Origin of the sequence: Xanthobacter dioxanivorans, from assembly GCF_016807805.1 — a bacterium.
Classification (GTDB): Bacteria; Pseudomonadota; Alphaproteobacteria; order Rhizobiales; family Xanthobacteraceae; genus Xanthobacter; species Xanthobacter dioxanivorans.
This window is the reverse complement of record NZ_CP063362.1, coordinates 2607229-2633386: the sequence shown is the minus strand read 5'-3', so window position 1 is coordinate 2633386 and position 26158 is coordinate 2607229. Positions and strand designations below refer to the sequence as shown.

Below are 26158 nucleotides of genomic sequence, written 5' to 3'. Positions count from 1 at the left end.
TCCGCGAAGGGGGCTTCGACGGCGCCGCCGCCGAGCCGCATGTGGTGCGATCAGGCTGCCGCGCCGCCGGATCGCGCGCTCGCATAGGCGGCGCGCAATTCACGCTTGAGCACCTTGCCGAGGGCGTTGCGCGGCAGGCTCTCGCAGATGGTGACCTGGGAGAGGCGCTGATGCTTGGCGAGGCTCGCATTGGCGAAGGCGAGCAGCGCCTCGGCGGTGATGTCCGCACCCTGGCACAGCACCACGAGGGCCACCGGCGTCTCGCCCCATTTCTCGTGCTCGACGCCGATGACGCTGACCTCGAGCACCTCCGGATGAGCCCCCACCACCGCTTCCAGATCCGCGGGATAGATGTTGAGGCCACCGGTGATGATCATGTCCTTCTTACGATCGAGGATGTAGAGGAAGCCCTCCGCATCGAACTGCCCGACATCCCCCGAGCGGATGAAGCGGCGGCCGCGCGCATCGGTCCAGATGGCGGCGCGGGTTTCCTCGGGCTTGTTGTAGTATTCCCGCAGCAGCCCCGGCCCGCGCCCGACGATCTCCCCCGCCTCGCCAGGCGAGCAGGCGCGGCCCTCGGTGTCGATGGCGAGCAGCTCCTGCCCCATCAGCGGCGTGCCCACCGAGAGCGGCTTCGCAGCCTGGTCCTCGGGGCGCAGCAGGGTGGAAGAGCCCTCGGTGAAGCCGTAAAGCTCGAAGAATTTCTGGCCGATGATGCCGATGAGGCGCGCCTTGATGTCCGGTCGCAGCGGAGACCCCGCCGACAGCATCATCTTCAGGCTGGAGAGATCGTTGGCCTCGAAGCCGCAGCCGGCGAAGATCATCTGGATCTGGCTCGGCACCACGAAGGTGTGGGTGATGCGCTCGGCTTCGACGAGCTGAAGGAAGGTCTCGGGCCGGAACTGGCTCTGGATGAAAAGCGTGCCGCCATTGAACAGCGTGGGCATCACCACGAGCCATGTGCCGGCGGTGTAGAGGGCGGTCGTAACCAGCCCGCGCGAACCACCATCGAAGCGCATCTCGAAGCCGTTCGAGACACAGAAATAGGTGCGGGCGCCGTGGGTGTGGACCATGCCCTTGGGCAAGCCGGTCGTGCCCGAGCTGTACATGATGCTGAACACGTCCTTCGACGTGAACGTCACATCGGGCTCGTCGCCCGATGCATCGGCGGCGAATGCTTCCAGACCGATCCAGTCGTCTTGCGAGAAATCCACGCCGATGCGGCCATCGGGCCGCAAGCTTTCCAGACGGCCGGCAATCGGATCGACGAGATGGCGAAGATCCGCCGACGCAATGATGAAGGACGCAGCGGAATCGCCAAGCAGCGTCGCCACCTGCTCGGCGGTCAGCATGCCCGACACCGGAACCATGATCGCGCCGGACTTCACCACGCCGAACATGGCCACGCAGGCGGCGATGGAGGATGAGCACAGCACCGCCACGCGCTCGCCCTTGCGGAGACCGGCGCGCAGGAGAGCGTTGGCAAGACGGTTCATGGCAGCGTTGAAGCCGCCCCAGCTCAGCTGCTGGTCTTCGCACACGATGGCGAGCTTGTCCGGGTGACGCCGGGCATGGCCGGCCCAGATCTCCGGCAGGACAATGTCTGTTTGGTCAAAACCGTCCATCCAAGGATCCTCCCTGTCGCCTCTCAGCCGCGCCTGGGGCGCGTGCCGGCCTCCCCGCCCTTTCGGCGGATCGGCGCTCTCATTGCATGAGTTCTCGTTGGCATAATTTTTATCAAGCATTTGCTTGAAATGCCAGAGTGGCTGTGCGAATAATTTTATGCCATTGATTATACGATATAATTTCGACAAGAACGGGAGGGAACAATGGTGGGAGAGGCACCCCTGCACGGCCGGCAGGGGCCACTGGCGGGCCTGCGTGTCATTGAGTTTCACTCGCTCGGACCCGGTCCGTTCGCCGGCATGCTGATGGCCGACATGGGCGCCGACGTGCTGCGCATCACCCGCGCCGCCCAGGGCGAGCCGGAGGCCTTCGATCGCATCACCTCACGCGGGCGCAGGGTGGTCTCCCTCGACTTGAAGCGCGAGCGCGAGACGGCGCTGGCGCTGTGCGGCGGCGCGGATGTGCTGATCGAGGGCTATCGGCCGGGCGTCATGGAGCGCCTCGGCCTTGGCCCCGACGCGGTGCATGCGCGCAATCCGGGGCTGATCTACGGGCGCATGACCGGCTGGGGCCAGGAGGGTCCGCTGGCGCGCACCGCCGGGCATGACATCAATTACATCGCGCTGACCGGCGCGCTTGCCGCCGTCGGACGGCGGGATGCGGGGCCCGTGCCGCCGCTGAACCTCGTCGGCGACTATGGTGGCGGCGCCCTTTATCTCATGATGGGCGTGCTCGCCGCCTTGTGGGAACGCGCGCGATCCGGTGCCGGCCAGGTGATCGACAGCGCCATGTGCGACGGCGCCGCCTCGCTCATGAGCATGTTCTACGACATGCGCGCGGGCGGCACCTGGAGCCTCGCCCGGGAGAGCAACCTGCTGGACGGCGGAGCGCCGTTCTACGGGACCTATGAATGCGCGGATGGCGGGCACATCGCCGTCGGGGCGCTGGAGCCGCAATTCTGGCAGGAGCTGTGCACTCTCGCGGGGGTGGACGCCATCGACCCCGCCTTGCGCGACGACCCGGCGCGGTGGCCGGACCTGAGAAGGCAGCTTGCCGATGTCTTCCGCCAGCGGAGCCGGGCGGAATGGTGCGCGCTGCTCGAACTGCACGACACCTGCGTCTCCCCGGTCCTCCACATGGATGAGGCCCCCCAACACCCGCACATGACCGCCCGCGGCACCTTCATCGAGGTCAGCGGCCTCACCCAGCCGGGCCCCGCGCCACGCTTCTCGCGGACCCCGTCAGCCACGCCATCCCCGGCGGAGGTCGAACCCGCGGCGGATGCGTTGCGGCGCTGGGGGCTTTAGACCCGCGCCGCGTCAGCGCGGGCGCAGCATGCGGACGAAGTGGTGGCCGATGTCCTCGGGGGTGAAGCGCCCGCCCGCCCGATACCACGTCTGCGACCAGTTCAGCGCACCGAGGAATTGCAGCTTGTAGAGGCCGCGATCCAGATCCGGCGGCAGATCGAGCGCGCCAATCGTGTCGGAGACGATGCGCTCGTATTCGTCGCGCTGGCGCACGAATTCCGCGTGGTATTCGTTGATCTCCTCGGGAAACTCCGGGAAGACCATGATCATGAAGCCCTGGTTCTCCAGAACAGCCCGGCAGTGCGCCGCGGCGAGGTGGCCGAGCCGCGTCCACGGGTCCCCGCCCTGCTCCAGCGCCGAGCGCGTGGCCTGCGTCAGGATCTTCATGCCGGTGCCATGCACCTCCAGGAACAGCTCCTCCTTCGAGCTGAAGTAGTAGTACAAGGAACCCGACAGGAGGCCGGCGGCTTCCGCGATATCCCGCATCGACGTGCGGTTGTAGCCCTTCTCGGCGAACAGGGATCCCGCGACCGCTACGATCTGCTCCCGACGATCCAGGCCGGGCGGTACCGCGACTTTCGGCCGCCGGTGAGTGGGGCGACCGACACGCCGCCTTGCTTCTTTCGCCATCAGCGCCATCCGAGCAACCTGAGCCTGCACAGGACCCGCGCGATCCCACGACATTCCGCAGACCAACGGCATAACCCCGTTGCGGTATCAGCACAATATCAAACGCTTGATTTAGGTCATCCCTGGACCGGCGCCGCTCATCCGCGCCAGCGGAGCGCGTCGACGAGCAATGCGAAGGCGGCCGAGGGCTGGCGCCGGCTCGGATCGTACAAATGATAGCCTGGAAAGGAGGGACACCAGTCCTCAGCACGCGGACCAGGTGTCCGTCCTTGAGGTGGGCGTCCACCTGATCCTCCATGACGAAGCCCAGCCCGAACCCCGACACCGCGGCGCGCACCACCATCGCGACGTCGTTGAACGCAAGCTGGCCATCGACACGGACGCGCACCTCGCGGCCCTTCTCTCAGCTCCGGGACGACGCCTCGGACGGATGCGACTGAAGCAGGTGGGGACCAAGCATAGGCCGGCTCTGCTGCCTATGAGAGCTGTCCGCTCAAGGCACCCGATATGGAGCGAAGCGAGCTACCTCGTGGGTCCAAGCCATCAAAAACTCCCGCTCGGTTCGGACCGCGGGACCAATGGGCAACCACCAATGCAGTTAATAGTTAAGTGGCGCACCCAACACGATTCGAACGTGTGGCCTTCGCCTTCGGAGGTATTACTGGCAGATCCGTCGAAATTACGACGGAGCGCGAAGAAATGCACTATCACACTGCGAATAATAAAGAATTTTATGTGGCTATAGCCGCGGCCATCCTTTTCTCCGCCACGATTTTCGCCCAGCGGCTTACGTGGTGCTTACGCGAGATTAGGCGACCGGACTGGAGAAGCACCATGGCTAAGCTCACAAAAAGGGCCATCGATGCCGCAGAAGCCGGCGCCAAGGATTACGTGATCTGGGACGACGAACTCCCCGGCTTTGGCCTACGGGTGTTCACGTCCGGCAAGCGAAGCTACGTCCTTCGGTATCGGTCGGCCGGCCGATCGCGCCGGTTCACGATCGGGCTGCACGGGGTATGGACACCGGAACGCGCGCGCCAGGAAGCCAAGGCGTAGTTGGGCCGGATCGCGCAAGGCGACGACCCGGCCGAAGAGCGGCTGCTGGATCGCAAAGCGCTTACGGTCAAAGAACTCTGCGATCTCTATCTGACTGACCTGCAAGGAGGGCTGATCCTCGGAAAGGGTGGGCGCCCCGCCATCTGGCGTCTTGGCGCCCGATGTGGTTGCTAGTTGCCACAACGCAGTCACTAAAGGCGGAGCCCGCCGGTGGCTTGTTTGGCGGCCGCCAATCGTCGGAAAGCTAGGTTCAGAGAAACAGACTTGCACCTCGGGAGGGGATGAGGATTGCATCTCGCCCTTGAGGTCGCTGGAGTTCGGTTCCTAGACGACGGCGAGGTTGCAGCGGTCCTGGCGTGGCGCTCAGAGCTGTGCCGTGAGCAGGACCTAACGGAGCTTGGCGATCCCAATGCCATCGATTTTGGCGCGGTCTTTGATGGATTCCTCGCTACGCGTCATTGCTTTCGAAATCGCCTTGAGTGCCATGCCCTTCTTGGCGAGCAATTTGAGCTTTTCGAGTTCCTCATGCGTCCAGGGTTGGCGGTGCCGTTCAAATCGCTCGGCCATGATCTGCTCCTACTCTGCCGGGACATATCCAGCATTCGCACTATCTATATCAGTGATGGCGCCGAGCGGCCGGACGTGTAGAGGCGTGCCGACACCATCCCGCAGCTCGGGGCACAATCGGGCCCCAGTGGATTGACTCCAACGCTTGGAACCCTCTGTTCCTGGCGGCAATGATAGCTCCGATGGCGCTGCATGTTGCGCCCGAACACCGCGCCGCTCAGGACATCGAGCGCGGCGAACAGCGTGGTGGTTCCGTGGCGCTTGTAGTCGTGGGTCAGGGTGGCGCCGCGGCCCTTCTTCAGCGGCAGTCCGGGCTGGGTGCGGTCGAGCGCCTGGATCTGCGATTTCTCGTCGATGCTCAGCACCAGGGCATGGGCCGGCGGGCTGACGTGGAGCCCGACGACGTCGTGCAATTTCTCGGCAAAGGCGGGATCGTTGGAGAGCTTGAACTGCCGCCAGCGATGCGGGGCCAGGCCATGGGCCTTCCAGATCTTTTGCACCGTGGAGACCGGCAGTCCCGCGACCTTGGCCATGGCCCGCGTGGTCCAGTGAGTGGCCTCATGGGGCGGCGGCTTCAGTGTCATAGCGATCACGGCCGAGGCCCTGTCTTCCGCCACGGGAACCTTGCCCGGGCGCCGCGTCCTGTCGCGCAACAGCCCTTCGACGCCTTCCGCCATGAAGCGGGCCTGCCAGCGCCAGACGGCGGTCTTCGCCGTGCCGAACTCGGCCATGATGGCGTGGGTGCCGACGCCGTCGGCACTCATGAGCACGATCCGAGCGCGCCAGACGTGTTTCTGCGGCGTGTTGCGATCGGCAACCAGGGCGAGGAGCCGTTCCCGGTCCGCCTCGTCGAGAGTGACCGTGATCCCGTTGCGCATGCGCCAGACAAGCACAAACCGGGGCCAAACGGAATCCACCAACGGACTCTTCTGTCTCGGTCAATCCACTAGCTCTTTGCCCCGAAAGTACACCCTGAGAGCGCGGCGGCGGCATGACCGAAGGCACGCTGCAGCGTCAAGACGAAGAAGCTACGCGGCAAGCCACGTGATTTCAGTGGCGGGTCCTCGAGGGATGGCGTGCGTGGTCGTGGCGCCGCCATGAAGTATCTGGCCCATAAGTCATCCCTGAATGTGGGGCCAGATGGACTGATTCCACCACACTCCGAGACTGAACACCGAACCCCGAGGGGCAACGTCAAAGCGGTTGTCCTGCTGGCGGGCGCGATGGACTGAGCGTCGGCTGCGGGGTTTTGTCGGCGAAGGCCCGCTCTCCAGCGCGGATTTCCTGAAGGATACGGTCAGCGAGCGGCACGAGGTGGAAGCCCAGTGCCTGCGTGTTCACCGGCGCCATCCACCTCATGAGGTCAGACCCATGTGAGAGAAGGAGGAACAGATCTATGCCCGGTTCTCGTCAGGGATGCGATGAAGGGTCGACCATGGTCGAATACTCTTCACTCCCCTCCCGTTATCGCGATAATTTCGATTTTCTAAAAAACAATTTCGTCCATGAATACCATTACGACCCGCCCTTCCGGAGATAGTGTTTCAAAATAATCTTTTTCTATCTCGCGGAATTCGCTGACAAGAACATACTCTCCATCATTCAGCCTTGTCGGCGTCCAGTATGATATGCAATGCCTGATTTGCGTGCCGCATGCCGGTCTCCAGTAGCTTGCGACCTTGATGCTCGCGACCTCCCCAGCAAAGAACCCGTTCTGGCAGGCGATGCCCCACTGGGTCTCAAGCAGGTCGGTAAAATACCGGCGATAATCACATTGCGCCAGATCGGCCAGTTGGACGCCATGCAGCTGCGCGGCCTGCGAGGACGCCGCCATATTGACCGCGGACCGGTTCGCCACCTTCACGGCGGAGAGCGCGCATTGAATGCGGTGGAAGAAAGCGAGGTCCGATCGGCTGGAGGGGTCCCGCATCAGGTCGCGCAGCCGGCGCTGCATGCCCAGTTCCGGCACATGGGTGCCGCGCTCCCAGCGTGAAACCGTGGCCTGCTCCACGTTCAGCCGCTCCCCGAGCCCAGCCTGCGTCAATCCGTGGACACGTCGGTAACGCCGGATCTGATCGCGCCAACACTGGCTCATGTCGATCGCCTCATACGCATATATGCCGCCTCATCACCCCCGAGGGAATTAAGCACTATTTCCCGATGCTTTGGCAACCGCTCCAGCGGGGCCGAACGACACAATCGGAATTGCTTCCTTTACCTTCGAGGTTCACGTGACAGCAGCGGGCGAGGCAAACAATAGTCATCATCCTGCCTATATTTTTGGCATCGACCGCGGCGGCACATTTACCGATGTGGTTGCATGGGCACCGGACGGGACTATTCAAACCGCCAAGGTCCTCTCCGCTCAGCCGGGCGTCGAAGACGATGCGGCGGTGATCGGCATCCGCAGTATTCTGGAGGGCCCGGGCGGCGACGGCACCCCGCCCGGGGCGATCGAAGTCATCCGAATGGGCACGACGGTGGGCACCAACGCCCTGCTGGAGCGCAGGGGCGAGCCGGTGGCGCTGCTGGTCACCCGCGGTTTTCGCGATGCGCTGCGCATCGGCTACCAGAACCGCCCGCGCCTTTTCGACCTGCACATCGTCCTGCCGGAAAGCCTGCATGCAACCGCCGTGGAGATCGACGAGCGGATGGCGGCGGACGGCTCGGTGGTCACCGGGCTCGACACCGATCAGCTGCGCGCGCAGGGCTATGCCTCGCTGGCCATCGCCTTCATGCACAGCTATCGCAATCCCTCCCACGAGATCGCGGCGGCGCAGATCGCGCGGGAGGCCGGCTTCGCGTTCGTGGCCATGTCCCACGAGTGCAGCCGCCTGATCAAATACATCAGCCGCGCCGATACGGCGGTGGTCGATGCGAACCTGACGCCGGTCCTGCGCCGCTACATCGCCCAGCTCAAGGACCAATTGTCCGGCACGCCGCTGCTCTTCATGCAGTCGAACGGCGGGCTAATCGCCGCGGACGCCTTCCGCGGCAAGGATTGCGTGCTGTCGGGGCCGGCGGGCGGGATCGTCGGCGCGGTGGAGGCGGCGCGTGCGTCGGGCTTCGATCGCATCATCGGCTTCGACATGGGCGGCACGTCCACGGATGTCACCCATTATGCCGGCGAGCTTGAGCGCACGACGGAAAGCGAGATTGCCGGCGTGCGCATCCGCGTGCCCACGCTGGCCATCCACACCGTCGCCGCCGGTGGCGGTTCGCTTTTGTCCCTGGACGGGCAGCGCTTCCGCATCGGCCCGGGGTCGGCGGGCGCCAATCCGGGGCCGGCCTGCTATCGCAACGGCGGGCCGCTCACGGTGACCGATTGCAATCTCCTGCTCGGCCGGCTGGCCCCGGAGCATTTCCCCCGCATCTTCGGGCCCGGCCGGGACCAGGGGCTGGATGCGGACGCCACCCGGGCCGGCTTCGAGGCCCTCGCAGCGGAACTGGCGCTGCGGACCGGCCGCGGAAAGTCCATCCACGATTGCGCGGAGGGCTTCCGGCGGATCGCCGTGGAGAACATGGCGAACGCCATCAAGAAGATCTCCATCGAAAAGGGATACGACCTCGCCAGATATGTGCTGTGCAGCTTCGGCGGCGCCGGCGGGCAGCATGCCTGCGACGTGGCCGACGCGCTCGGCATGTCCCGCGTGCTGGTGCATCCCCTGGCCGGGGTCCTGTCCGCTTATGGCATGGGGGTCGCCAACCTGCGGGTGATCGAGGAGGAGAGTGTCGAGGCCCGACTTGACCCGGCCTCCTGCCCGCAGTTCGAGGCCAGGAGCGAGGCTCTGCTTCGACAGGCCGCCGCGAGGCTCGCCGCCCAGGGCATCCACGCCGGCGACATCACCTTCGAGCGGCGGGCGACGCTGCGCTACGAGGGCTCGAATGTGGGCCTGCAGGTCGCGTTCGCCCGAATGGAAGAGGCGGCCGCCGCCTTCGTCGCTGCCTATGCGGCGCGCTACGGCTTCACGCTGCCGGGCAAGGCCGTCATCGTCGAGGCCCTGTCCGTGGAGGCGATCGGCCACTCCCGGGTGGAGGATGTCGCGCTGCGCCCGCAGGCGGAGGGGGAGCCCGCCGCGCCCATCGCCGCCAGCCGGCTCTATGTGGATGGCGCCTTCCATCCGCTTCCCGTCTTTCACGGCGAGAGCCTGGCTGCAGGCCAGCGCCTGCCCGGCCCGGCGATGATCATCGACCGGAACGCGACCACGGTGGTGGACCCCGGATGGGGCGCGCAGGTGATGGCGGATGGCGCCATCCTGCTGACCCGCGCCGGCCAAAAGGAGAATCCGCTCCTGACGCCGGATGTGGCCGATCCGGTCTATCTCGAAGTCTTCAACAACCGCTTCATGGCCATCGCCGACCAGATGGGCCAGGCGCTCATCAACACCGCGCACTCGGTCAACATCAAGGAGCGGCTCGACTTTTCCTGCGCCATCTTCGACCGCGCGGCAAACCTCGTATCCAATGCGCCCCACATTCCCATCCATCTGGGCGCCATGTCCGAGAGCGTGGAGGTGGCGCTGCATGCCTTCGGGGAGAGCTTCAAGCCGGGCGATGTGTTCGTTCTCAACTCACCCTATCGCGGCGGCGCCCACCTGCCGGACATCACCGTCATCGCCCCGGTGTTCGACGCGCAGGGCCGGGAGCTGATGTTCTTCACCGCATCGCGCGGCCACCATGCCGACGTGGGCGGATCGACCCCTGGGTCCATGCCCCCGACAGCACCTCGATCCTCGATGAGGGCGTGCTCATCGAGCCCACCCTGCTGGTGGAGGCGGGGGTGTTCCTTGAGGAGAAGATGCGCGCGCTGCTCGGCTCGGGCCGGTATCCGGCGCGCAACCCGGAGCAGAACCTGGCGGACCTCAGGGCGCAGGTGGCGGCCTGCATGCGGGGCGCGGCGGAGCTGCGGGGCCTATGCGCCGAGTTCGGGTCGGCGGTGCCGCTCGCCTATGCCGGGCATATCCAGGATGCGGCGGAAGAGGAGGTGCGGCAGGTCATCTCCACCTTGGATGACGGGACCTTCACCTACGAGCACGACCTCGGCTTCCAGGTCTCGGTGCGCATCTCCATCGAGCGGGAATCGCGCAGCGCGACCATCGACTTCACCGGAACGAGCGCCGAGGTGCCGCTCAATTTCAATGCCCCGCCCTGCATCACTCGGTCGGCGGTGCTCTACGTGTTCCGCACCCTGGTGCAGCGGGACATTCCCTTGAATGCGGGCTGCCTGCGGCCCATCACCATCATCATCCCGGAGGGCTCGCTGCTCAATCCGCGCTATCCGGCGGCGGTGGCCGCAGGCAATCCGGAAACATCGGTGCTGGTCACCGATGCCCTGTTCGGCGCCCTCCAGATCCACGCCGCGTGCCAGGGCACCATGAACAACGTGACCTTCGGCGACGCGGAATACCAGTATTACGAGACGATCTGCGGCGGCGCCGGCGCGGTGGAGGGCTTCGACGGCACCTCGGCCGTCCACACCCACATGACCAACTCGCTGATGACCGACCCGGAAGTGCTTGAACTGCGCTTTCCGGTGCGGCTCGAAGACTTCAGCATCCGCGCTGGATCGGGCGGGGCGGGGCGGTTCCGCGGCGGGGATGGCACCGTGCGGCGGCTACGCTTCCTGCGGCCGATGGAACTTGCCGTGGTCACCAACCGCCGGCGCATCCCGCCCTATGGCGTGAAGGGCGGCGCGCCGGGTGCGCCCGGCCTGAATGCCCTGCTGCGCGCCGACGGCACCATCGAGCCCCTGGGCAGCTGCAGCCGCGCCATGGTGGCTGCGGGCGACTGCGTGGAGATCCAGACCCCCGGCGGCGGCGGCTTCGGCGCGCCGGGCGATCGCAGCTGAGGGGAAGCCGCATGAAACCGTTCCTTTACATCGACAATTGGAACCGCGCCCAGCCCAGGAACCGGCTGGAGCAGCTGCTCGAGGAGCGCAGCTGGCCGGTGGAGCGCATCCGCGCCCAGTCGTCCACCCTGCCGGCACCCCTCGAATATTGCGGCGTCTTCGTCGGCCCGAGCGATTCATCGGCCTATGATCTCGACCCCTGGATCGTCGAGGAGCGGGGCACCCTGCGGCGCCTGGCGCAGTCGGGCGTGCCGGTCCTCGGCCTGTGCTTCGGCTCGCAGATGCTCGGCGCCGCGCTGTTCGGGGTGGACGTGGTGCAGCGGCGCCGCGCGCGGGAGAGCGGCTTCGGCGAAATCGTGCGTGCGCCCGCGGCATCCGATGACCCGCTGCTGGCGAATCTGCCGGATCGCCTGGACGTGTTCCACTGGCATGGCGACGAGGTGGTGCCGGGCCATCCCGACATGGAGGTGCTGGCGGCGAGCGCGGCCTGCAGCAACCAGATCTGGCGCTGGCGCGGCGGCCCGGCCTGGGGCGTGCAGCCTCATCCCGAATACGACCGGGCCGGGCTGTGCGCGTGGTTCTCGCAGGACGAGGAGCGCTTCCGCGCCGCCGGCTACGACACCGGGCAGGCCGCCGCGGCTGCGGTGGATTGCGGGCCGGCAGCGACGATGTTCGAGAATTTCCTCGCCATCGTGGCGGCGCAGGCGGCCGCCGCCGCAGGGAGGCGCCGATGAGCGCGCCCTCCTTGGTTCCCGCCGGGGCCTCGCCGCACGCGATCCGCCTGGCCTGCCGCAGCGGGGCGTTCGCCGGCCTCACCTCCGGCATCGCCGCGGGCTATGTGCAGGGCAACATCGTGATCCTGCCGCGGGACTGGGCCGACGACTTCCTGCGCTTCTGCCAGCGCAATCCCAAGCCCTGCCCGCTCATCGCCGTCGGCGATCCCGGCGATCCCGCCTTCGAGGAGCTGGGCCTCGACCTCGACATCCGCACCGATCTGCCCGCCTACCGGATCTACGATCACGGAAAGCTGGTGGCCGAGGTGCCCGACATCATCGCCCACTGGCGGAAGGACTTCGTGGCCTTCGTCATCGGCTGCTCCTACTCGTTCGAGGAGGCGCTGGGCGCCGCCGGCCTGGGCATCCGCCATGTGGAGTGCGGCTCCATCGTGCCCATGTACCGCACCAACCTGGCCTGCCGCCCAGCCGGCCGCCTGTCCGGGAAGATGGTGGTGTCCATGCGCCCGTTCACGCCGGCGCATGCCATCCGGGCCATCGAGATCACCTCGTGCTTTGCCGCGGTCCATGGTGCGCCCGTGCATCTGGGGGCGCCGGAGGCCATCGGCATCGCCGACCTTTCGGCCCCCGCGTTCGGCGACCCGGTGCCGCTGCGGCCCGGCGAGATTCCGGTGTTCTGGGCATGCGGATACACGCCGCAGACGGTGATCGAACATGCCGCGCCGCCGCTCGCCATCACCCACGCGCCTGGGCGCCTGCTGGTGACCGACCTTCTCAACGCGCGTCTCGGCGCGACTTGAGGCTTTCAGCAAACAACAAGGAAACCTTCCATGAACCGCAGGGAACTCATTGCCGGCATCGCCGGCCTCTCGCTCGCCGCCGCCGGCCGCGCCCAGGCGCAAGCCGTGCCGGAGGTCACCATTGGGACGATCTACCCGCTCACCGGCGCCAGCGCGCAGGTCGGCTTCGATGCGAAGCTGGCGGTGGAGACCGCGCTCGACGTGGTCAACACGGTGCACGACCTGGACCTGCCCACCGCCCGCAACGCCGGCCTCGCGGGCCTTGGCGGCGCCAAGGTGCGGGTGGTGTTCGCCGATCACCAGGGCGATCCGCAGAAGGGGCGGGCGGAAGCCGAGCGCCTGATTACGCAGGAGAAGGTCTCCGCCATCTTCGGCACCTACCACAGCTCGGTCGCCACCACCGTGAGCACCACCGCCGACCGCTACCAGGTGCCTTTCCTGGCCGCGGATTCCTCCTCGCCGACGCTCCAGCGGCGCAAGCTGCGCTACTTCTTCCGCGCCATGGCGGACGACGAGCAGTTCTCGAAGGTGATGTTCGATTTCCTCGATGCCGAGCGTAAGGGCGGCCGGGCGGTGGAGAAGATCGCCCTGTTCCACGAGGACACCATCTTCGGGACCGATTCCTCCAACATTCAGCGCCAGCTGGCGGAGAGCCGCGGCTACCGGATCGTGGCCGACATCAAGTACCGGGCCAACTCGCCCTCGCTCACCTCCGAGGTGCAGCAGCTGAAGGCCGCGCAACCGGACGTGCTACTGCCTTCGAGCTACACCACCGACGCCATCCTGCTCATCAAGACCATGAACGATCTGGGCTTCCAGCCTCCGGCGATGATCGCCCAGGCGGCCGGCTTCGTGGACAAGGCGCTTTATGATGCGGTGGGCGACAAGGTGGACGGCCTGATCACCCGCGCTGAATTCTCCCTCGACCTGGCCCAGCGGCGGCCGATGATCGCCAAGATCAACGACCTGTATCGCGCCCGCTCCGGCAAGGACATGAACGAGAACACCTCGCGGGAATTCATGGCGGTGATCCTCCTCGCCGACGCCATCGACCGCGCGCGCTCCACCTCCGGCCCCGCGGTTCGCGACGCCCTCGCCGCCACCGATCTTCCCGGCGACCGCACCATCATGCCCTGGAAGTATGTGAAGTTCGGGCCGGACGGCCAGAATACCGGCCTCAACCCGGTCCTCCTCCAGTATATCGACGGCCGCTTCGCCACCATCTTCCCGCCCGACGTCGCCGTGCGCCCCGTCAAGTGGCCAATGCGCTGACGGGGGCCCACATGACAAGCGATACACTGATCCAGGTGCTGCTGAGCGGGCTGCTGATGGGGCTGATCTACGGCCTCGTCGCAGTGGGGCTCTCGCTCATTTTCGGCCTGATGGACGTGGTCAACTTCGCCCATGGCGAATTCCTGATGATCGCCATGTATGTGATGTTCGGCCTTGTGGTCTTCTCCGGCATCGACCCGCTGGTGATGACGCCGCTGGCGGTGGGGGCGCTGTTCGTGCTCGGGGCCCTCACCTATGTGGGGGTCATCCGCCACGCCATGCGGGCCAAGACCAATGTCGGCATGGTGCAGATCTTCGCCACCTTCGGCCTGGCCATCACCATGCGCGGCGTGGCGCAATATTTCCTGACACCGAACTACCGCTCCCTGCCGGAGAGCCTGCTCGGCGGCAAGACGGTGGCGCTGGCCGGAATCGTGGTGCCGCTGCCTCAGCTGGCGGGTGGGCTGATCTCGCTGGCGGCCTTCGGCGCCCTGTTCGCCCTCATGACGCGGACGGATCTCGGCCGCGCCCTTGAGGCGACGCGCGAGGATGCAGGCGCGGTGGCCCTCGTGGGTATCGACAAGGATCGCGAGTTCATGATCGGCTGGGGAATCGGCGCGGCCCTCATCGGCCTCGCCGGCTCCGTGCTGGCGATCTTCTACTACATCTATCCAGATGTGGGCGCGCCATTCGCCGTGATCGCCTACATCACGGTTGTCCTCGGCGGCTTTGGCAGCATCTTCGGCGCCCTGCTGGCCGGCGTCATCGTCGGGCTGGCGGAAGCGGCGATGACCCTGGTTGCGCCACCCGCGATGAAATCCATCGGCATCTACATTCTTTTCCTGGCCGTCGTCATCTTCCGCCCGCGCGGCCTATTCGGGAAATTCTGATGTTTGGGACAAGCAAGACTCCACAATCGCGCGGGCAGGTCGCCATCGCCCTTTTGGCCACGGCCGGGGTGCTGGTGTTCACCCGCTGGGTCAGCGACCCCTATGTGCAGAACGTGCTGGTGCTAACGCTGATGTATGCGGCGCTGGCCCAGAGCTGGAACATCCTGGGCGGATACTGCGGCCAGATCTCTCTGGGGCACGGCCTCTACTTCGGCATCGGCGCCTATGCCTCCACGCTGCTGTTCGTACGCGCGGACGTGTCGCCCTGGCTCGGAATGCTCGTCGGCGGTGCGCTCGCCGGCGGGCTGGCGGCGGCACTGGGCTATTTCCTGTTCCGGCTGAGCGGCCATTACTTCACCATCGCGACCTTCGTGGTGGCGGAGGTCGGGTTTCTCCTGATGCTGAACTGGGAATGGGTGGGCGGCGCGCTGGGCATCCAGATTCCATTCGAGGCGGACAGCTGGGCGACGCTCCAGTTCGCGCGGGACAAGGTGCCCTATATTCTCACGGCCCTTGCTCTCGCGCTCATCGCCTGGGTCGCCTCGCTGGTGCTGGAGCGGTCGAAATGGGGGTTCTGGTGGCGCGCCATCAAGGATAACCCGGAGGCGGCCGAAAGCCTCGGGGTCGAAGTCTTCGGCTCGAAGGTCGCCGCGGCCGCCATATCCGCCTTCTTCACGGCGGTCTGCGGCTCCTTCTACGCGCAGTTCGTGTCCTATATCGACCCGGAAAGCGTGATGAGCTTCCATTTCTCCCTGCTCATCGCCCTGCCGGCGGTGCTGGGGGGCATCGGCACCCTGTGGGGGCCGGTCCTCGGCGCGGTGGTGCTCATTCCCACGTCGGAACTGACGCGGAGCTATCTCGGCGGCTCCGGCAACGGCACCGACCTCATCATCTACGGCGCGCTCATCCTCCTGGTCTCGCTGCTGCGGCCGCAGGGCCTCGTGAGCCTCTTCGCGTTGCCCCGAACAAAACAGGTGCATCCCTCATGAGCGCCACCATCCTGGATGTGGGTCACATCACCTGCCGCTTCGGCGGACTGCTTGCGAACGACGACATTTCCCTGTCCGTGCAGGAAGGGGAGATCGTTGGCCTGATCGGCCCGAACGGGGCGGGCAAATCGACCCTGTTCAACATCGTTGCCGGAGCCGTATCGCCGACGTCCGGCTCAGTCTCCTTCCTGGGACGGGATGTCACCGCCCTCCGCCCGAGCGGGCGGTGTCGTCTGGGCCTCTCGCGGACCTTTCAGGTGATGCGAAGTTTCAACTCGATGAATACGCTGGAGAACGTCATCGTCGGGGCCCTTGCCTGCGGCGAGGGCGCGCGTCAGGCGCGCCGGAACGCATATGAGGTGCTCGACTTCGTGGGGCTCACGCGGCGCGCCGAGGTTCCGGCCAGCGAACTGACGCCCGCGGAGAAGCGCCGGCTAGAGGTCGCGCGGGCCCTGGCGACGCGCCCGAAGCTGTTGTTGCTCGACGAGGTCATGTCGGGCCTCACGCCCTCCGAGGCGCGCGCAGGCATGGACCTCATCGTGCGGATTCGGGAGGCCGGCATCTCGATCCTGCTGGTGGAGCATGTCATGGAGATCGTGGCGCCGCTTGTCGACCGCGCCATCGTGCTCAACCTGGGACGGATCCTGACGCAAGGAGCTCCTGCGGACGTGCTCAAAGACGAGCGCGTCGTTTCTGCTTATCTGGGAGAGGAATATCATGCTTGAGGTTCGCTCTCTCACCACCACCTACCAAGGACTAACGGCGATCTCGGATATTTCCATCGACGTGCGCGAGGCAGAGATCATTCTTGTGGCCGGGGCCAATGGGGCGGGAAAATCCACGCTGCTCAAATCGATTACCGGGATGGAACGTGCCCAGGCGGGCACGGTGTCGTTCCTCGGCACACGGATCGAGCGAATGCCACCGCACCGCATCACGGCGGCTGGCATTGCTTTCGTGCCCGAAAACAGGCGGCTGTTCCCGCGTCTCTCGGTACAGGATACCTTGCGGCTCGGCAGCTATCTCCATCGGCGGGACCCGCAGCGCGATGCGCCGCTGAACCTAGTGTTCGATATCTTTCCCCGCCTAGCCGAGCGACTGGACCAGCGGGCGGAGACGCTGTCCGGCGGCGAACAACAGATGCTGGCCATAGGCCGAGCCCTGATGACGCGACCGCGCCTGCTGCTCCTGGACGAGCCATCCCAAGGCATCATGCCCAAGCTCGTAAACGAAATTCTCTTTGCGGTGGAAAAAATATGCGCAGAAGGAGTGAGTATAATTCTCGTTGAACAGCGGATAAAGCAGAGCATCAAAATCTCAGACCGGTACTATCTGCTAAAAAATGGTAAAATTATCTCGTCCGGACCATCGAATGCGATTGGAGGGGCGACAGACCTTGAATCTGTCTATCTGTCATAGTAGCGGCGCCATGCAATACCACCCGCCACATTTTGACGAATATGCGGCCATGAGGGCCGGGACCGCCCAATGCAGCGCGATCTGGGTGCGGGAATATCCGGCGGAGACTGAGACGGTCATGTCTTTCCCTTTCCGTATCGGAGGATGGGGCGGGCCCGGCGCGGGGGCGCCCCCAGTCCTGAATCAGTTCCCCGGCTTCGTGCCGGACGCGGCCGGCTGGCCGTACCATCATCTGAGCGGGAAAGCGCATTTCCTCGGCGCTCAGCTAGCCGTCCCCGTTGGCGTCGGGCATGGCGAAGGGGCGGTCGGCCATGTTCTTCGTCACCTCGGCGAGGAGCTTGCCGAACTCCTCGCGGGACAGCGTTGATCACGATGGCATTCACGCGGGTCAGGTCGGCAAAGCCGTCGCCGTCTAGGTCCGTTTCAGTGGTCATGGTCCGGCCGTCGGCGCTGGTCGTGATGATCTCGCCGGGGGCCCGCGCCCCTGGGTTGATCGTCTGACCCTGGTAGTTCGCGATGTTCTCGACGCGGTTGCCATTGGCCCGCACCACGGTCGTGTCATTCTGGGTCGCGATCAGCGTGCCACTGCTGCTGCCCAGATATTGTTTGACCGTCTTCGCAAGGCCCGTCCGCCGTCGTCGTCACCACGCTGGTATCAATCGATGAGCCGTCGCGCGCAAGGTCTGTCAGTGTGACGGTCGTGCCGCTGGCGTTTGTCACCCGGCTTTCGTGCTGGTCAATGACGCTGTCGCCGTCCAGATCGTAGTCGATATTCGTTGTTTTTCCGTCGGCACTGCGGGTCGTCGTGGTGCGATCGACGTGGGCACCGACCACATTAGTGTAGGAAAGCGTCGTGGTGCGGCCGTCGTCGCCATTGTTGACAATGGCTTGGGTCTGAGTGCTCTCGAAGATGCCCTCGCCATTGGCGTCCTGCTGCAAGGCGCTTGTGAGGCCATTTGCGCTGGTGGTGCTGATCGTCTCTTTGGCGAGATTTCCGCCGGCATCGTAGGCCTTCACATCCATAGAGCTCGATCCGTCGCCGTTGACGGTGGTGGTGCGCTGCGTGAGGCAGCCATCGTTGTCGCAGCTCAGCACGACGTCGGCCGCGGTTCCGGGGGAGCCGTCGGACTTGGTGAAAGTCGTGGAGACGAGCATCTGCGAGCCGTCCGCCAGCACGGCTTGCGTGTTGTCCGGCTTGAGGTTGATCGAGGTGATGCCAAGCTGCGCGAGGGAATTGAGCGTGGTGGTGCCGTCGGTGTTGGTGACAAGCACCTTGAAGCTCGACCACTGGGCATCGCCGGAATCGAGCTTGCCGTTGTGGTTGGTGTCGAAGACGTCGGCGAGCGCCTGCATGTCGCTCGTGGCCGTCGGGTCCCAGGTGGTGAATTGGAAGGCCTGGGGCGAATCCACGTCTCCCGCGCCCGTATAATCGTAGACGAGCATACCACATCTATAATTTTCAAAAATAGATAGCATTTCCGATGTCAAATAATAATGATACGGAAATTGAGATCCGTCATCTCAGATATTTAGTCGCTGCAGCCGAGCATGGGAGCTTTCGGAGGGCTGCGGCGGCACTTGGGGTGCAGGAATCATCCGTGAGTCAACGGATCCGGGACGTCGAGGACCAGCTCGGCGCTTCCCTGTTCTTGCGACACCCTGGAGGGATTAACCTGACGATAGCTGGACAACACTTCCTCCATCGGGTCCGACACGCCTTGAACCATATTCGTGACGGAGCAGCGGAGGTGGCAGCCATTGGTCGCGCTGAGGAGAGATACATCAAAGTAGGACTGTTTTCGTCACTTTCTTCGGGATTTCTGTTGATCTTGTTTCGAACATATGATGAAAAACATGGGCCCGTTCACATATATTTCGTCGAAGGCGAGGCACATGAACATGTAAGTGCTCTTCGACAATTTCAGCTTGATATCGCTTTTGTCATCGGATTGGCCGATTGGCCGGAATGCGATACGACTTATCTTTGGTCGGAACAAGTCCTTGTGGCATTGCCTGAAGGCCATCCGCTTTCCGCCAAAGACGCGTTGACATAGCGAGATCTCAGTTCTGAGAAAATTCTTATCCGAGACACTGCGGCTGGGATGAGAATCCAAGACTATGTCATTCGCAAGATCCGGGAAGTCGAATGCGAGCCCCATGTCGAGGCTCAGCTCGGTGGGCGATATAAGCTTCTCAATCTCGTCGCGTCCGGCCGCGGAATAACGTTGGAGCGAGATACATCCCGTCAGCGGTAGGATCAGGAACGACGCGCTCGACCCTGGCGATTGCGAAATAGCCGCGGGTCTCGGCAACCTTCCGGGGTTCGTAATAAACAATCCAGTCCCCGATGCAGGCCTCGACCCGTCCTAGATACTGATGCGGGAACTGATACCGTTCAGCCGGGCTGTCGTCGTAGATCGAGTCCGAGCGGTGAATGAAGACGCCGAATCCCATGTGCCATCCCTGATCCCCGTTCGATCGTATCGCACATTGGAGGGCATTCGGCAGCGAGGGGCCCACTCACTCTCGGTCGCGCGTGCGCACTACCGGCGCGGCACAAACGTTCAGTATTCCCTTCTCTTTGCCATGAGCGATAAGACGCCTATCTATAAATCATCGAATCGCTATCATGTGAGCTATAGAAAGGAGCTCTATCGCTCATGGTGTGGAACTGGACGCAGCACGGCTGGCCGCAGTTTGCCTTTGATCCGGTCGCCCTTGAACCGCTGGAGCGACGGTTCCTGCTGCTTACCGGCGAGGTGATCGGCGCGGTCCGGCATGTGAGCGACGACGAGCGCGACCTGCTGCGGATCGAACTGCTCAGCGACGAGGCCGTCAAGACCAGCGCGATTGAAGGGGAGACGCTGGATCGCCTCAGCGTGCAATCCTCCCTGCGCCGCCAGCTCGGCCTCGATACCGACAATCGCAACGTGAAGCCGAAGGAGCGCGGCATCGCGGAGATGATGGTGGATCTCTACCGGAGCTGGGCGGCCCCTCTCGACGCCGACACATTGTTCCGTTGGCACCGCATGCTGATGGCGGACAGCGGGCATCTGGAGACGATCGGGGGCTATCGCCGCCACGAGGAGGCGATGCAGATCGTCTCTGGCCGGCATGATCGGCCGATGGTGCATTTCGAGGCGCCTCCATCCTCCCGGGTTCCAGAGGAGATGACCGCCTACCTCGACTGGTTCAATGGCTCAGCACCGGACGGCGACACGCCCCTGCCGGCACTCACCCGGGCCGGGATCGGGCATCTCTATTTCGAGAGCATCCATCCCTTCGAGGACGGCAACGGCCGGGTCGGCCGAGCCCTCGCGGAAAAATCCCTCGCCCAGAACATCGGGCAACCGACCCTGATCGCGCTCGCTTATACCATCGAGCAGCACCGCAAGGCCTATTACGACCAGCTCGAGGTTCATCAGCGCACGCTCGCTATCACGGGCTGGCTGGTCTATTTCGCCGAAACGATCATCAAGGCCCAGCAGGTGACGCTCGACCGCGTGGCGTTCCACATCGCCAAGGCCCGCTTTTACGATCGCTTCCGCGACAAGATGAACGACCGGCAGGAGAAGGTGGTTGCCCGCCTGTTCCGCGAGGGTCCCGGCGGGTTCACGGGTGGCCTGAGCGCGGAGAACTACATCGCGATCACCGGCACCTCACGTCCGACCGCCACGCGCGACCTGCACGACCTAGTCGAAAAAGGCGCCCTGACGCGCATCGGCGAGCGCCGATACACGCGCTACCATTTGAACCTACCGGGAACAGCTTGAATGCCATAACTTCGGGAGAGGCATAGGGCGATAATCGCGCTCTGTCGGTCAACAGGACGCAACGGGCAAAAGGGTCCCGATCTGGAGGAGCGCCAAAAGCAGACTTTGGCGAACCTCCAGGAATTGGACATCCCGCTCGGTCATCTCGTTCGGCAAGTTGCGCATTTTGGGGCACCGCCGTCTTTCAAGTGGTTGGTAGAACACGGTTGCAAGCACTGCCATGATTGCGCAGTACCCGACACGTTGTAACGCGGCGCGCTGGACAAATTCCCCATCGAAGAAGAAGACGAAGTTCGGCCTGCAAAATTGTAGAGCCGTCGATCATATGCCCTGGCGCGATCGGTTCCAAGGGCGAGAGGATGATCCGCTGTGCCGCTTCCCATAGAGAATGGGTCCGCAGCATTGGCGAACCATGATCAACTTGCATCCAGATCCACTATGCCCATCCAGAACATGGAGTATGCGCCCACATCCACATCGTACTTGCGCGCAAAAGTCAGCTTGCCGTCGTCATGGACGCGGAAGACGGACAGTCCGGCGGCATTCGTCTTCATCCCTGATCCATAGCGCACAGTCACTGGAAGATTGTGCTCGACCACCATCATCCGGCCGCTCGGGTCCACATGGAACGTGCGCGGGTGGATGCCTTGGGTGTCCACATGCTGGATGGGCCGCGGCTCGCCCGTCGCCTGATCGATCGCAAAGACGGCGATGCTGTTCTCGCCGCCTTTGAAGACCTCGACGCCGTCGACGTCCTCGGTCTGCTCCGCCCGGTTTGCCACATAGACGAACCGGCCGTTGGGGTGGACATGGATCGGCCCCGCGGCCTGCCGTGCCCGTCCGGCGTGCGAGCCATCAAGGGTGCCAACCCTGAACAGAAGCCGGGGATCGACGCCGTCGTCGCTCATCTTCATAAGCGCGATCTGGTTCTGCGTCTCGATAGATAGAAAAATCCACGGCTTCGTCGGATGAAAGTCCAGATGACGGGGGCCGAAGGCCCTGCCCCCGTCGGGAGCGATGGAGACCTCATTGGTGAGAAGGCCGCGCCGATAGTCGAAGACCTTGATCGCGCCGGGCTCCTCGGGCCGCGCGGAGGTTCCTTCGTTGCCACGGGTGACGAGGAGCGCGCGCCGGTTGTCCGGCGTCACGCGGACCTGATGGGCATAGATGCCTGCATCGGGCATTTGCGGCTGTCGTACCTCCTCTCCCGGCGTGCCATCCCCGTTGATGCGGTACACCCTGAGTGCGCTCGGCCGGTTGAAGGCGACCAGGATGTTCTGCGCGGGAATGTCGGTGGAGAGGTGGATGGGGCGCGTGGGTAGCGCCACCGGCGCCCCATAAAGCCCGAGCTCGCCGCTGCGTTCATCGATGCTGAGAGCGCTGAGGTGATGGGCCGTGCCAGGCGTCGCGCCATTGCCGGGCGCGGTGTTGCTCGTGGCGACGTAGAGGAACCGCCGCGAGCGGTGGGGCCACGCATATTGCACGTTGTCGGGCAGCGTGACGGTGCCGCGACGCGTCAGGGTCAGTGCCTCCACGTCGACATCATAGTGGGTGAGGTCCGGCCCGACGTTCGCGTAGAGCGCCAGCCTGCCGGGTGGCGTCTGCGCGGACGAAGCGGCCGAGAGGGTGAGGCTACCGGCGACAGCGGACAAGAAGGCTCTCCGATCGATCATGTTGAGGCTCCTGCATGGGCTAGTGGGCCGACGTTGAGCGGCGCCGGTTCACTCGTCGCGGACGACGAGCTTGAGCAGGAGGGCGAAGACCATGGACACCGCGAGAAATCCGGCCATGGCTAGCAGTCCGGCCTCGAAGGTGCCGGTGGCATCCTTGAGCCAGCCGACGACCGTCGGGCCGAAGAACCCGCCGGTGGTGCCGATGGTGTTGATGAAGGCGATGCCGCCCGCAGCCGCGATGCCGGTGAGGAACCGCGTCGGGATCGACCAGAAGATCGCCCGCGCTGCCGTGACGCCGACGAGTGCGGCGGTGAGCCCCAGCAGGGAGAGGTCGAAGCGCCCGGTGGAGATGGCGATGAGAAAGCCGGCAGCGGCGAGGCCGCAGCAGGTGGCGAGATTGAAGACCTTGCGTCCGGACCGGTCCGCGAAGCGGGCCCACAGGATCATGCCGATGCTGGCGGCGAGATAGGGCAGCGCCGAAATCCAGCCGATCTCCAGATTGGTCAGGTTCTGCTGCTTGAGGATCTGCGGCAGCCAGATCTGGATGCCATAGGAACCGACGGTGAAGCCCAGGTAAACGACGGTGCAGATCCAGACGCGAACGTCACGCAAAGCGGAGCCGAACTTGGTCACGGCGCGATCGCGCTTCTCGCCTTCAACGCTGGCGATGATGACGCGCTTCTCGTCGTCGGTGAGCCACTTGGCGTCCTGAGGCCGGTCGGCCAAGAGTTTCAACAGGATGAGGCCGATGATGACCGCCGGAAGCCCCTCGATGATGAACAGCCACTGCCATCCGGCAAGACCGTGGTTGCCATCGAGCTCCAGCAGCATCCCGCCGAGGGGACCCCCGATCACCGACGAGAAGGGAATGGCAACGAGGAACCACGACAGGATCCGCGCGCGATACTGGGCCGGGAACCAGGCCGACAGGAAGAAGGCGACGCCGGGAAAGAATCCGGCCTCCGCAACGCCCAACGCGAACCGCATCAGGTAGAAGCTCGTCGGGCCCGACACCAGGCTCATGGCGCACGACAGGAGGCCCCAGGAAATCATGATGCGCGAGATCCAGATCCGGGCCCCGAACCTGTAGAGCATCATGTTGCTCGGGATCTCAAATCCGCAATAGCCGATGAATAAGATGCCCGCGCCCCAGCCGAACTGGGTGGCGGAGAGGCCGATGTCGCGGTTCATCTGCAAGGCCGCGAACGCAATGTTGGTGCGATCGAGGAAATTGAAGACGTAGCCCAGAGTCAGGATGGGCAGCATCCGCCAGATCACTTTGCGGAATGTAGCTTGCCTGAGCGCGTCATCATCCAGGGCGACGCCTTGCGGACTGGTCTGTTCGATGGCCATGTTGGTCACGGTTTCCTCCCCGTTCAGCCTCTTGTTGCCGAGGCCTTTCTTGGTTGGTGCCCGTCTTGTGCGGGCAATATGATGAGGTCAGTCCTGAGGCGAGCGGGACGCCAGTTCCTGAAGCTTGGCGAGCAGGGCCTGGTCGACGGCGATGCCCTCCCGCCGTGCCCGCGCGAGGTTCCGGTTCTCGATCTCGCCGGGCACCAGCACGGGAGACTTGGGATCGGCCGGCGGGGTCGTGTGCAGGATGTGGGCGAAATCTTCCATGCGCTCGGACAGCCAATCGGGGGGCCGAGGCGCCGGGTATCAATCAGAAGGAAGTAATGGCCAAGATTCTGTGGCTCTTCGGGCGCGTCGACCCAGGATTTGACGTGGGTGAGATAGGCCGCACCCGAGAGAAGGCCTGCCAGCAGGTCGACGACCAGAGCGAGGCCGTAGCCCTTGTGGCCCCCGATGGGCAGGAGGAAGCCGTCCAGTGCCGCATTCGGATCGGTGGTGGGGCGACCGAGCCGATCGGTCGCCCAGGTGTCGGGAATGGGCTGGCCCGCCTTGGCGGCGTTCCGGATCTTGGCCCGGGCCGCGACGCTGATTGCCATATCGAGGATGATGGGATCGCCCCCGGGATTGGGAAAGCCGAAGCCGCACGGGCTGTTGCCAAGACGCGCCTCGCGTCCGCCCCAGGGCACGATGGTGGTGGTGGCGTTGCTGCCAATGAGGCTAGCAAAGCCGGCCTCTGCGGCGATATGGCTGTAGGGCGAGACCGGACCGAAATGATTGCTGCCGCGGGCCAGCGCCAGCGCGACGCCTGTGGTTGCGGTAGCGGCCATGGCGGCTTCCAGCGCCCGCATCCCGACCAGGGGACCGACGCCATTGTCGCCGTCCACGCGGACAAGTGCGGGCGTGACCTGTTCGACCGTGATGGACGGGCGCGGATTGATGCCGTTGATCTGAAGGCGCTCGCCATAGGATTCAATGCGGCCGACCCCATGGGTCGCAAGGCCGAACATCTCCGCGAGCGCTAGGACACGGGCGGCATCGACGGCATCCTTCCGGTCGAGGCCCAGCCCCGTCAGCGCCGTCGTCGCGAGTTCGGTCAGCTCGGCCTCGGACAGGACCGGCTTCGATTGCTTGTCCAACAAAACGCTTCCTCCACTCCTGCGGACAAGCGCATGCTTTCCGCATCTTTCCCGGGCCGGCCGGCACGCTTCTTGACGACAATTATGGGGCGGTGGATAGGATATGAAAACGAAGCTATACATGCCTTCATAACGCAGGATTTATGAGCAATGGATACGCGCTTTCTCGAGTGCTTTGTGGCCGTGGTCGAGCACGGCTCCGTCGCCGAGGCCGCTCGCCAGCTCAATCTCGCTCCGACGACGCTGGCGCTGCGGATCCGTGCCCTGGAGGAGGAGTTCGGCTTCGCCCTCATGGCCCGCTCGGGGCGCACCGCCCGGCCCACCTTGGCCGGCGAGGCGCTGGCGCTGCGCGCGGCAGGGATACTGCGAGATCTGCGCGACCTTAGGACGGTGCATGATCAAGACAAGCCGCGTGGACAATTGCGGCTCGGCGTCGCCCAGACTGCCATCACGACCATCCTGTGCGACGTGCTTCCTGCTCTGGCGCAGAAGTATCCGGACCTAGAAATCATCGTCCAGAAGGGATCGTCCGCTCACATTTTCGAAAAGCTGAATGCGGGGGAGGTGGACGCAGGTTTCCTGTTCCATCCGCCCTTCAGGCTGCCCAAGACCCTCGCCTGGCGTGCCCTGAGGGCCGAGCGCTTTATCGTCATAACCTCCAGCAGCGAGGCCTGCGCCGATCCGCTCCGACTACTCAAGGAGCGGCCGCTGGTGCGCTACGATCGCTCCCTGTGGTCCGGCCAGATCGCGGAGAATTACCTGCGGCAGCAGCGGATACGTCCGAAAGACCGGATCGAACTCGACGCGCTCGATGCGATCGCCGTCCTGGTCCATCGCGGCCTCGGCGTCTCGCTGGTGCCGGACCGCGCGCTGCCGCTTCCCGAAGGATTGACCATCCGCAAGCATGCACTCCCCGAGCCGGCACCCCGAAGGGAGCTGGGACTGCTCTGGCCGGTGACCTCCACCCACGCCCGCGCGATTCGGGTAGCCGAAGAGGAGACCGCGCTGGCCATCGGCAATGGAGCGTCCTCGATACCGCTCTGAGGCAAGTCGGGCGCTCCGGAGAACTTATCCGCCGATAAGAG

Annotated in this window: 18 protein-coding genes and 6 pseudogenes; 13 read left to right on the top strand and 11 right to left on the bottom strand. The window is 64.7% G+C overall.

What is annotated here, in order from left to right:
• Positions 1 to 50: 50 nt before the first annotated feature.
• Positions 51 to 1625 carry a class I adenylate-forming enzyme family protein gene (locus EZH22_RS12415; protein WP_203195907.1) on the bottom strand — a complete coding sequence of 525 codons (1575 nt, stop codon included), beginning with the start codon at positions 1623 to 1625 and terminating at the stop codon, positions 51 to 53.
• A 204-nt stretch (positions 1626 to 1829) separates the two neighbouring features.
• Between EZH22_RS12415 and EZH22_RS12410 the strand changes: the two genes are divergently transcribed.
• On the top strand, positions 1830 to 2933 hold the full coding sequence (locus tag EZH22_RS12410; RefSeq protein WP_203195906.1) for a CaiB/BaiF CoA transferase family protein: 1104 nt from the start codon (positions 1830 to 1832) through the stop codon (positions 2931 to 2933).
• 12 nt (positions 2934 to 2945) lie between these two features.
• On the opposite strand, the gene EZH22_RS12405 is transcribed toward EZH22_RS12410, so the two are convergent.
• Together EZH22_RS12405 and EZH22_RS31775 are read right to left on the bottom strand one after the other, a co-directional pair.
• Positions 2946 to 3572 (bottom strand): TetR/AcrR family transcriptional regulator, encoded by a 627-nt coding sequence (locus EZH22_RS12405; RefSeq protein ID WP_203195905.1) that lies wholly within the window; start codon positions 3570 to 3572, stop codon positions 2946 to 2948.
• A 128-nt stretch (positions 3573 to 3700) separates the two neighbouring features.
• Positions 3701 to 3960, bottom strand: a pseudogene (locus EZH22_RS31775) (LysR substrate-binding domain-containing protein); the annotation flags it as partial.
• Positions 3961 to 4397: 437 nt separating this feature from the next.
• Between EZH22_RS31775 and EZH22_RS12400 the strand changes: the two are divergent.
• Positions 4398 to 4757, top strand: a pseudogene (locus EZH22_RS12400) (Arm DNA-binding domain-containing protein); the annotation flags it as partial.
• Positions 4758 to 5006: 249 nt separating this feature from the next.
• Here the strand turns inward: EZH22_RS12400 and EZH22_RS12395 are convergent.
• The 3 genes and pseudogenes from EZH22_RS12395 to EZH22_RS12385 all read right to left on the bottom strand — a co-directional run bounded on the left by EZH22_RS12395 (position 5007) and on the right by EZH22_RS12385 (position 7281).
• Positions 5007 to 5186: a Myb-like DNA-binding domain-containing protein gene (locus EZH22_RS12395; RefSeq protein WP_203195904.1), complete on the bottom strand. Its 180-nt coding sequence runs from the start codon at positions 5184 to 5186 to the stop codon at positions 5007 to 5009.
• A 179-nt stretch (positions 5187 to 5365) separates the two neighbouring features.
• Positions 5366 to 6064 (bottom strand): annotated as a pseudogene (locus EZH22_RS12390) (IS630 family transposase); the annotation flags it as partial.
• A 608-nt stretch (positions 6065 to 6672) separates the two neighbouring features.
• The gene (locus EZH22_RS12385; protein ID WP_203195903.1) at positions 6673 to 7281 is read right to left on the bottom strand and encodes a helix-turn-helix domain-containing protein; all 609 of its coding nucleotides are present in this window, start codon (positions 7279 to 7281) and stop codon (positions 6673 to 6675) included.
• A 136-nt stretch (positions 7282 to 7417) separates the two neighbouring features.
• Here EZH22_RS12385 and EZH22_RS12380 point away from each other — a divergent pair.
• The 8 genes and pseudogenes from EZH22_RS12380 (at position 7418) to EZH22_RS12345 (ending at position 17138) form a co-directional block, all read left to right on the top strand.
• A pseudogene (locus EZH22_RS12380) lies at positions 7418 to 11034 on the top strand (hydantoinase B/oxoprolinase family protein).
• Between the two features lie 11 nt (positions 11035 to 11045).
• A complete protein-coding gene (locus EZH22_RS12375) occupies positions 11046 to 11768 on the top strand; it encodes a type 1 glutamine amidotransferase (RefSeq protein WP_203195902.1) in 723 nt (240 codons plus the stop codon).
• Positions 11765 to 12568, top strand: a complete 804-nt coding sequence (locus tag EZH22_RS12370) for a putative hydro-lyase (RefSeq protein WP_203195901.1) — start codon at positions 11765 to 11767, stop codon at positions 12566 to 12568. Before EZH22_RS12375 ends, EZH22_RS12370 begins: the two co-directional genes overlap by 4 nt.
• 30 nt (positions 12569 to 12598) lie before the next feature.
• The gene (locus tag EZH22_RS12365; protein WP_203195900.1) at positions 12599 to 13840 is read left to right on the top strand and encodes an ABC transporter substrate-binding protein; all 1242 of its coding nucleotides are present in this window, start codon (positions 12599 to 12601) and stop codon (positions 13838 to 13840) included.
• An 11-nt stretch (positions 13841 to 13851) separates the two neighbouring features.
• On the top strand, positions 13852 to 14730 hold the full coding sequence (locus EZH22_RS12360; protein ID WP_203195899.1) for a branched-chain amino acid ABC transporter permease: 879 nt from the start codon (positions 13852 to 13854) through the stop codon (positions 14728 to 14730).
• Positions 14730 to 15719, top strand: a complete 990-nt coding sequence (locus EZH22_RS12355; protein WP_203195898.1) for a branched-chain amino acid ABC transporter permease — start codon at positions 14730 to 14732, stop codon at positions 15717 to 15719. Before EZH22_RS12360 ends, EZH22_RS12355 begins: the two co-directional genes overlap by 1 nt.
• Positions 15716 to 16444, top strand: coding sequence for an ABC transporter ATP-binding protein (locus tag EZH22_RS12350; RefSeq protein ID WP_203195897.1), 729 nt, complete (start codon positions 15716 to 15718; stop codon positions 16442 to 16444). The genes EZH22_RS12355 and EZH22_RS12350 overlap by 4 nt, the downstream gene beginning before the upstream one ends.
• A complete protein-coding gene (locus tag EZH22_RS12345; protein ID WP_203195896.1) occupies positions 16437 to 17138 on the top strand; it encodes an ABC transporter ATP-binding protein in 702 nt (233 codons plus the stop codon). Before EZH22_RS12350 ends, EZH22_RS12345 begins: the two co-directional genes overlap by 8 nt.
• A 558-nt stretch (positions 17139 to 17696) precedes the next feature.
• Here EZH22_RS12345 and EZH22_RS12340 read toward each other — a convergent pair.
• Entirely contained in the window at positions 17697 to 18581 is an 885-nt protein-coding gene (locus EZH22_RS12340; protein WP_203195895.1) for a hypothetical protein, read from the bottom strand.
• Between the two features lie 38 nt (positions 18582 to 18619).
• Between EZH22_RS12340 and EZH22_RS12335 the strand changes: the two genes are divergently transcribed.
• Complete coding sequence (locus tag EZH22_RS12335; RefSeq protein ID WP_231711445.1) at positions 18620 to 19192, top strand: LysR family transcriptional regulator; 573 nt, start codon at positions 18620 to 18622, stop codon at positions 19190 to 19192.
• A gap of 175 nt (positions 19193 to 19367) precedes the next feature.
• Here the strand turns inward: EZH22_RS12335 and EZH22_RS12330 are convergent.
• Positions 19368 to 19592: pseudogene (locus EZH22_RS12330) on the bottom strand (HNH endonuclease); the annotation flags it as partial.
• 206 nt (positions 19593 to 19798) lie between these two features.
• Here EZH22_RS12330 and EZH22_RS12325 point away from each other — a divergent pair.
• Positions 19799 to 20911 carry a Fic family protein gene (locus EZH22_RS12325; protein WP_203195893.1) on the top strand — a complete coding sequence of 371 codons (1113 nt, stop codon included), beginning with the start codon at positions 19799 to 19801 and terminating at the stop codon, positions 20909 to 20911.
• Between the two features lie 416 nt (positions 20912 to 21327).
• Here the strand turns inward: EZH22_RS12325 and EZH22_RS12320 are convergent, their stop codons facing one another.
• From EZH22_RS12320 to EZH22_RS12310, 3 genes and pseudogenes are all read right to left on the bottom strand, one after another.
• Entirely contained in the window at positions 21328 to 22584 is a 1257-nt protein-coding gene (locus tag EZH22_RS12320) for a lactonase family protein (protein ID WP_203195892.1), read from the bottom strand.
• Positions 22585 to 22632: 48 nt separating this feature from the next.
• Positions 22633 to 23937, bottom strand: a complete 1305-nt coding sequence (locus EZH22_RS12315) for an MFS transporter (protein ID WP_231711527.1) — start codon at positions 23935 to 23937, stop codon at positions 22633 to 22635.
• Between the two features lie 87 nt (positions 23938 to 24024).
• Positions 24025 to 25196 (bottom strand): annotated as a pseudogene (locus EZH22_RS12310) (Ldh family oxidoreductase).
• 54 nt (positions 25197 to 25250) lie between these two features.
• On the opposite strand from EZH22_RS12310, the gene EZH22_RS12305 reads away from it, so the two are divergent.
• Positions 25251 to 26117, top strand: a complete 867-nt coding sequence (locus EZH22_RS12305; protein ID WP_231711444.1) for a LysR family transcriptional regulator — start codon at positions 25251 to 25253, stop codon at positions 26115 to 26117.
• Positions 26118 to 26158 lie beyond the last annotated feature (41 nt).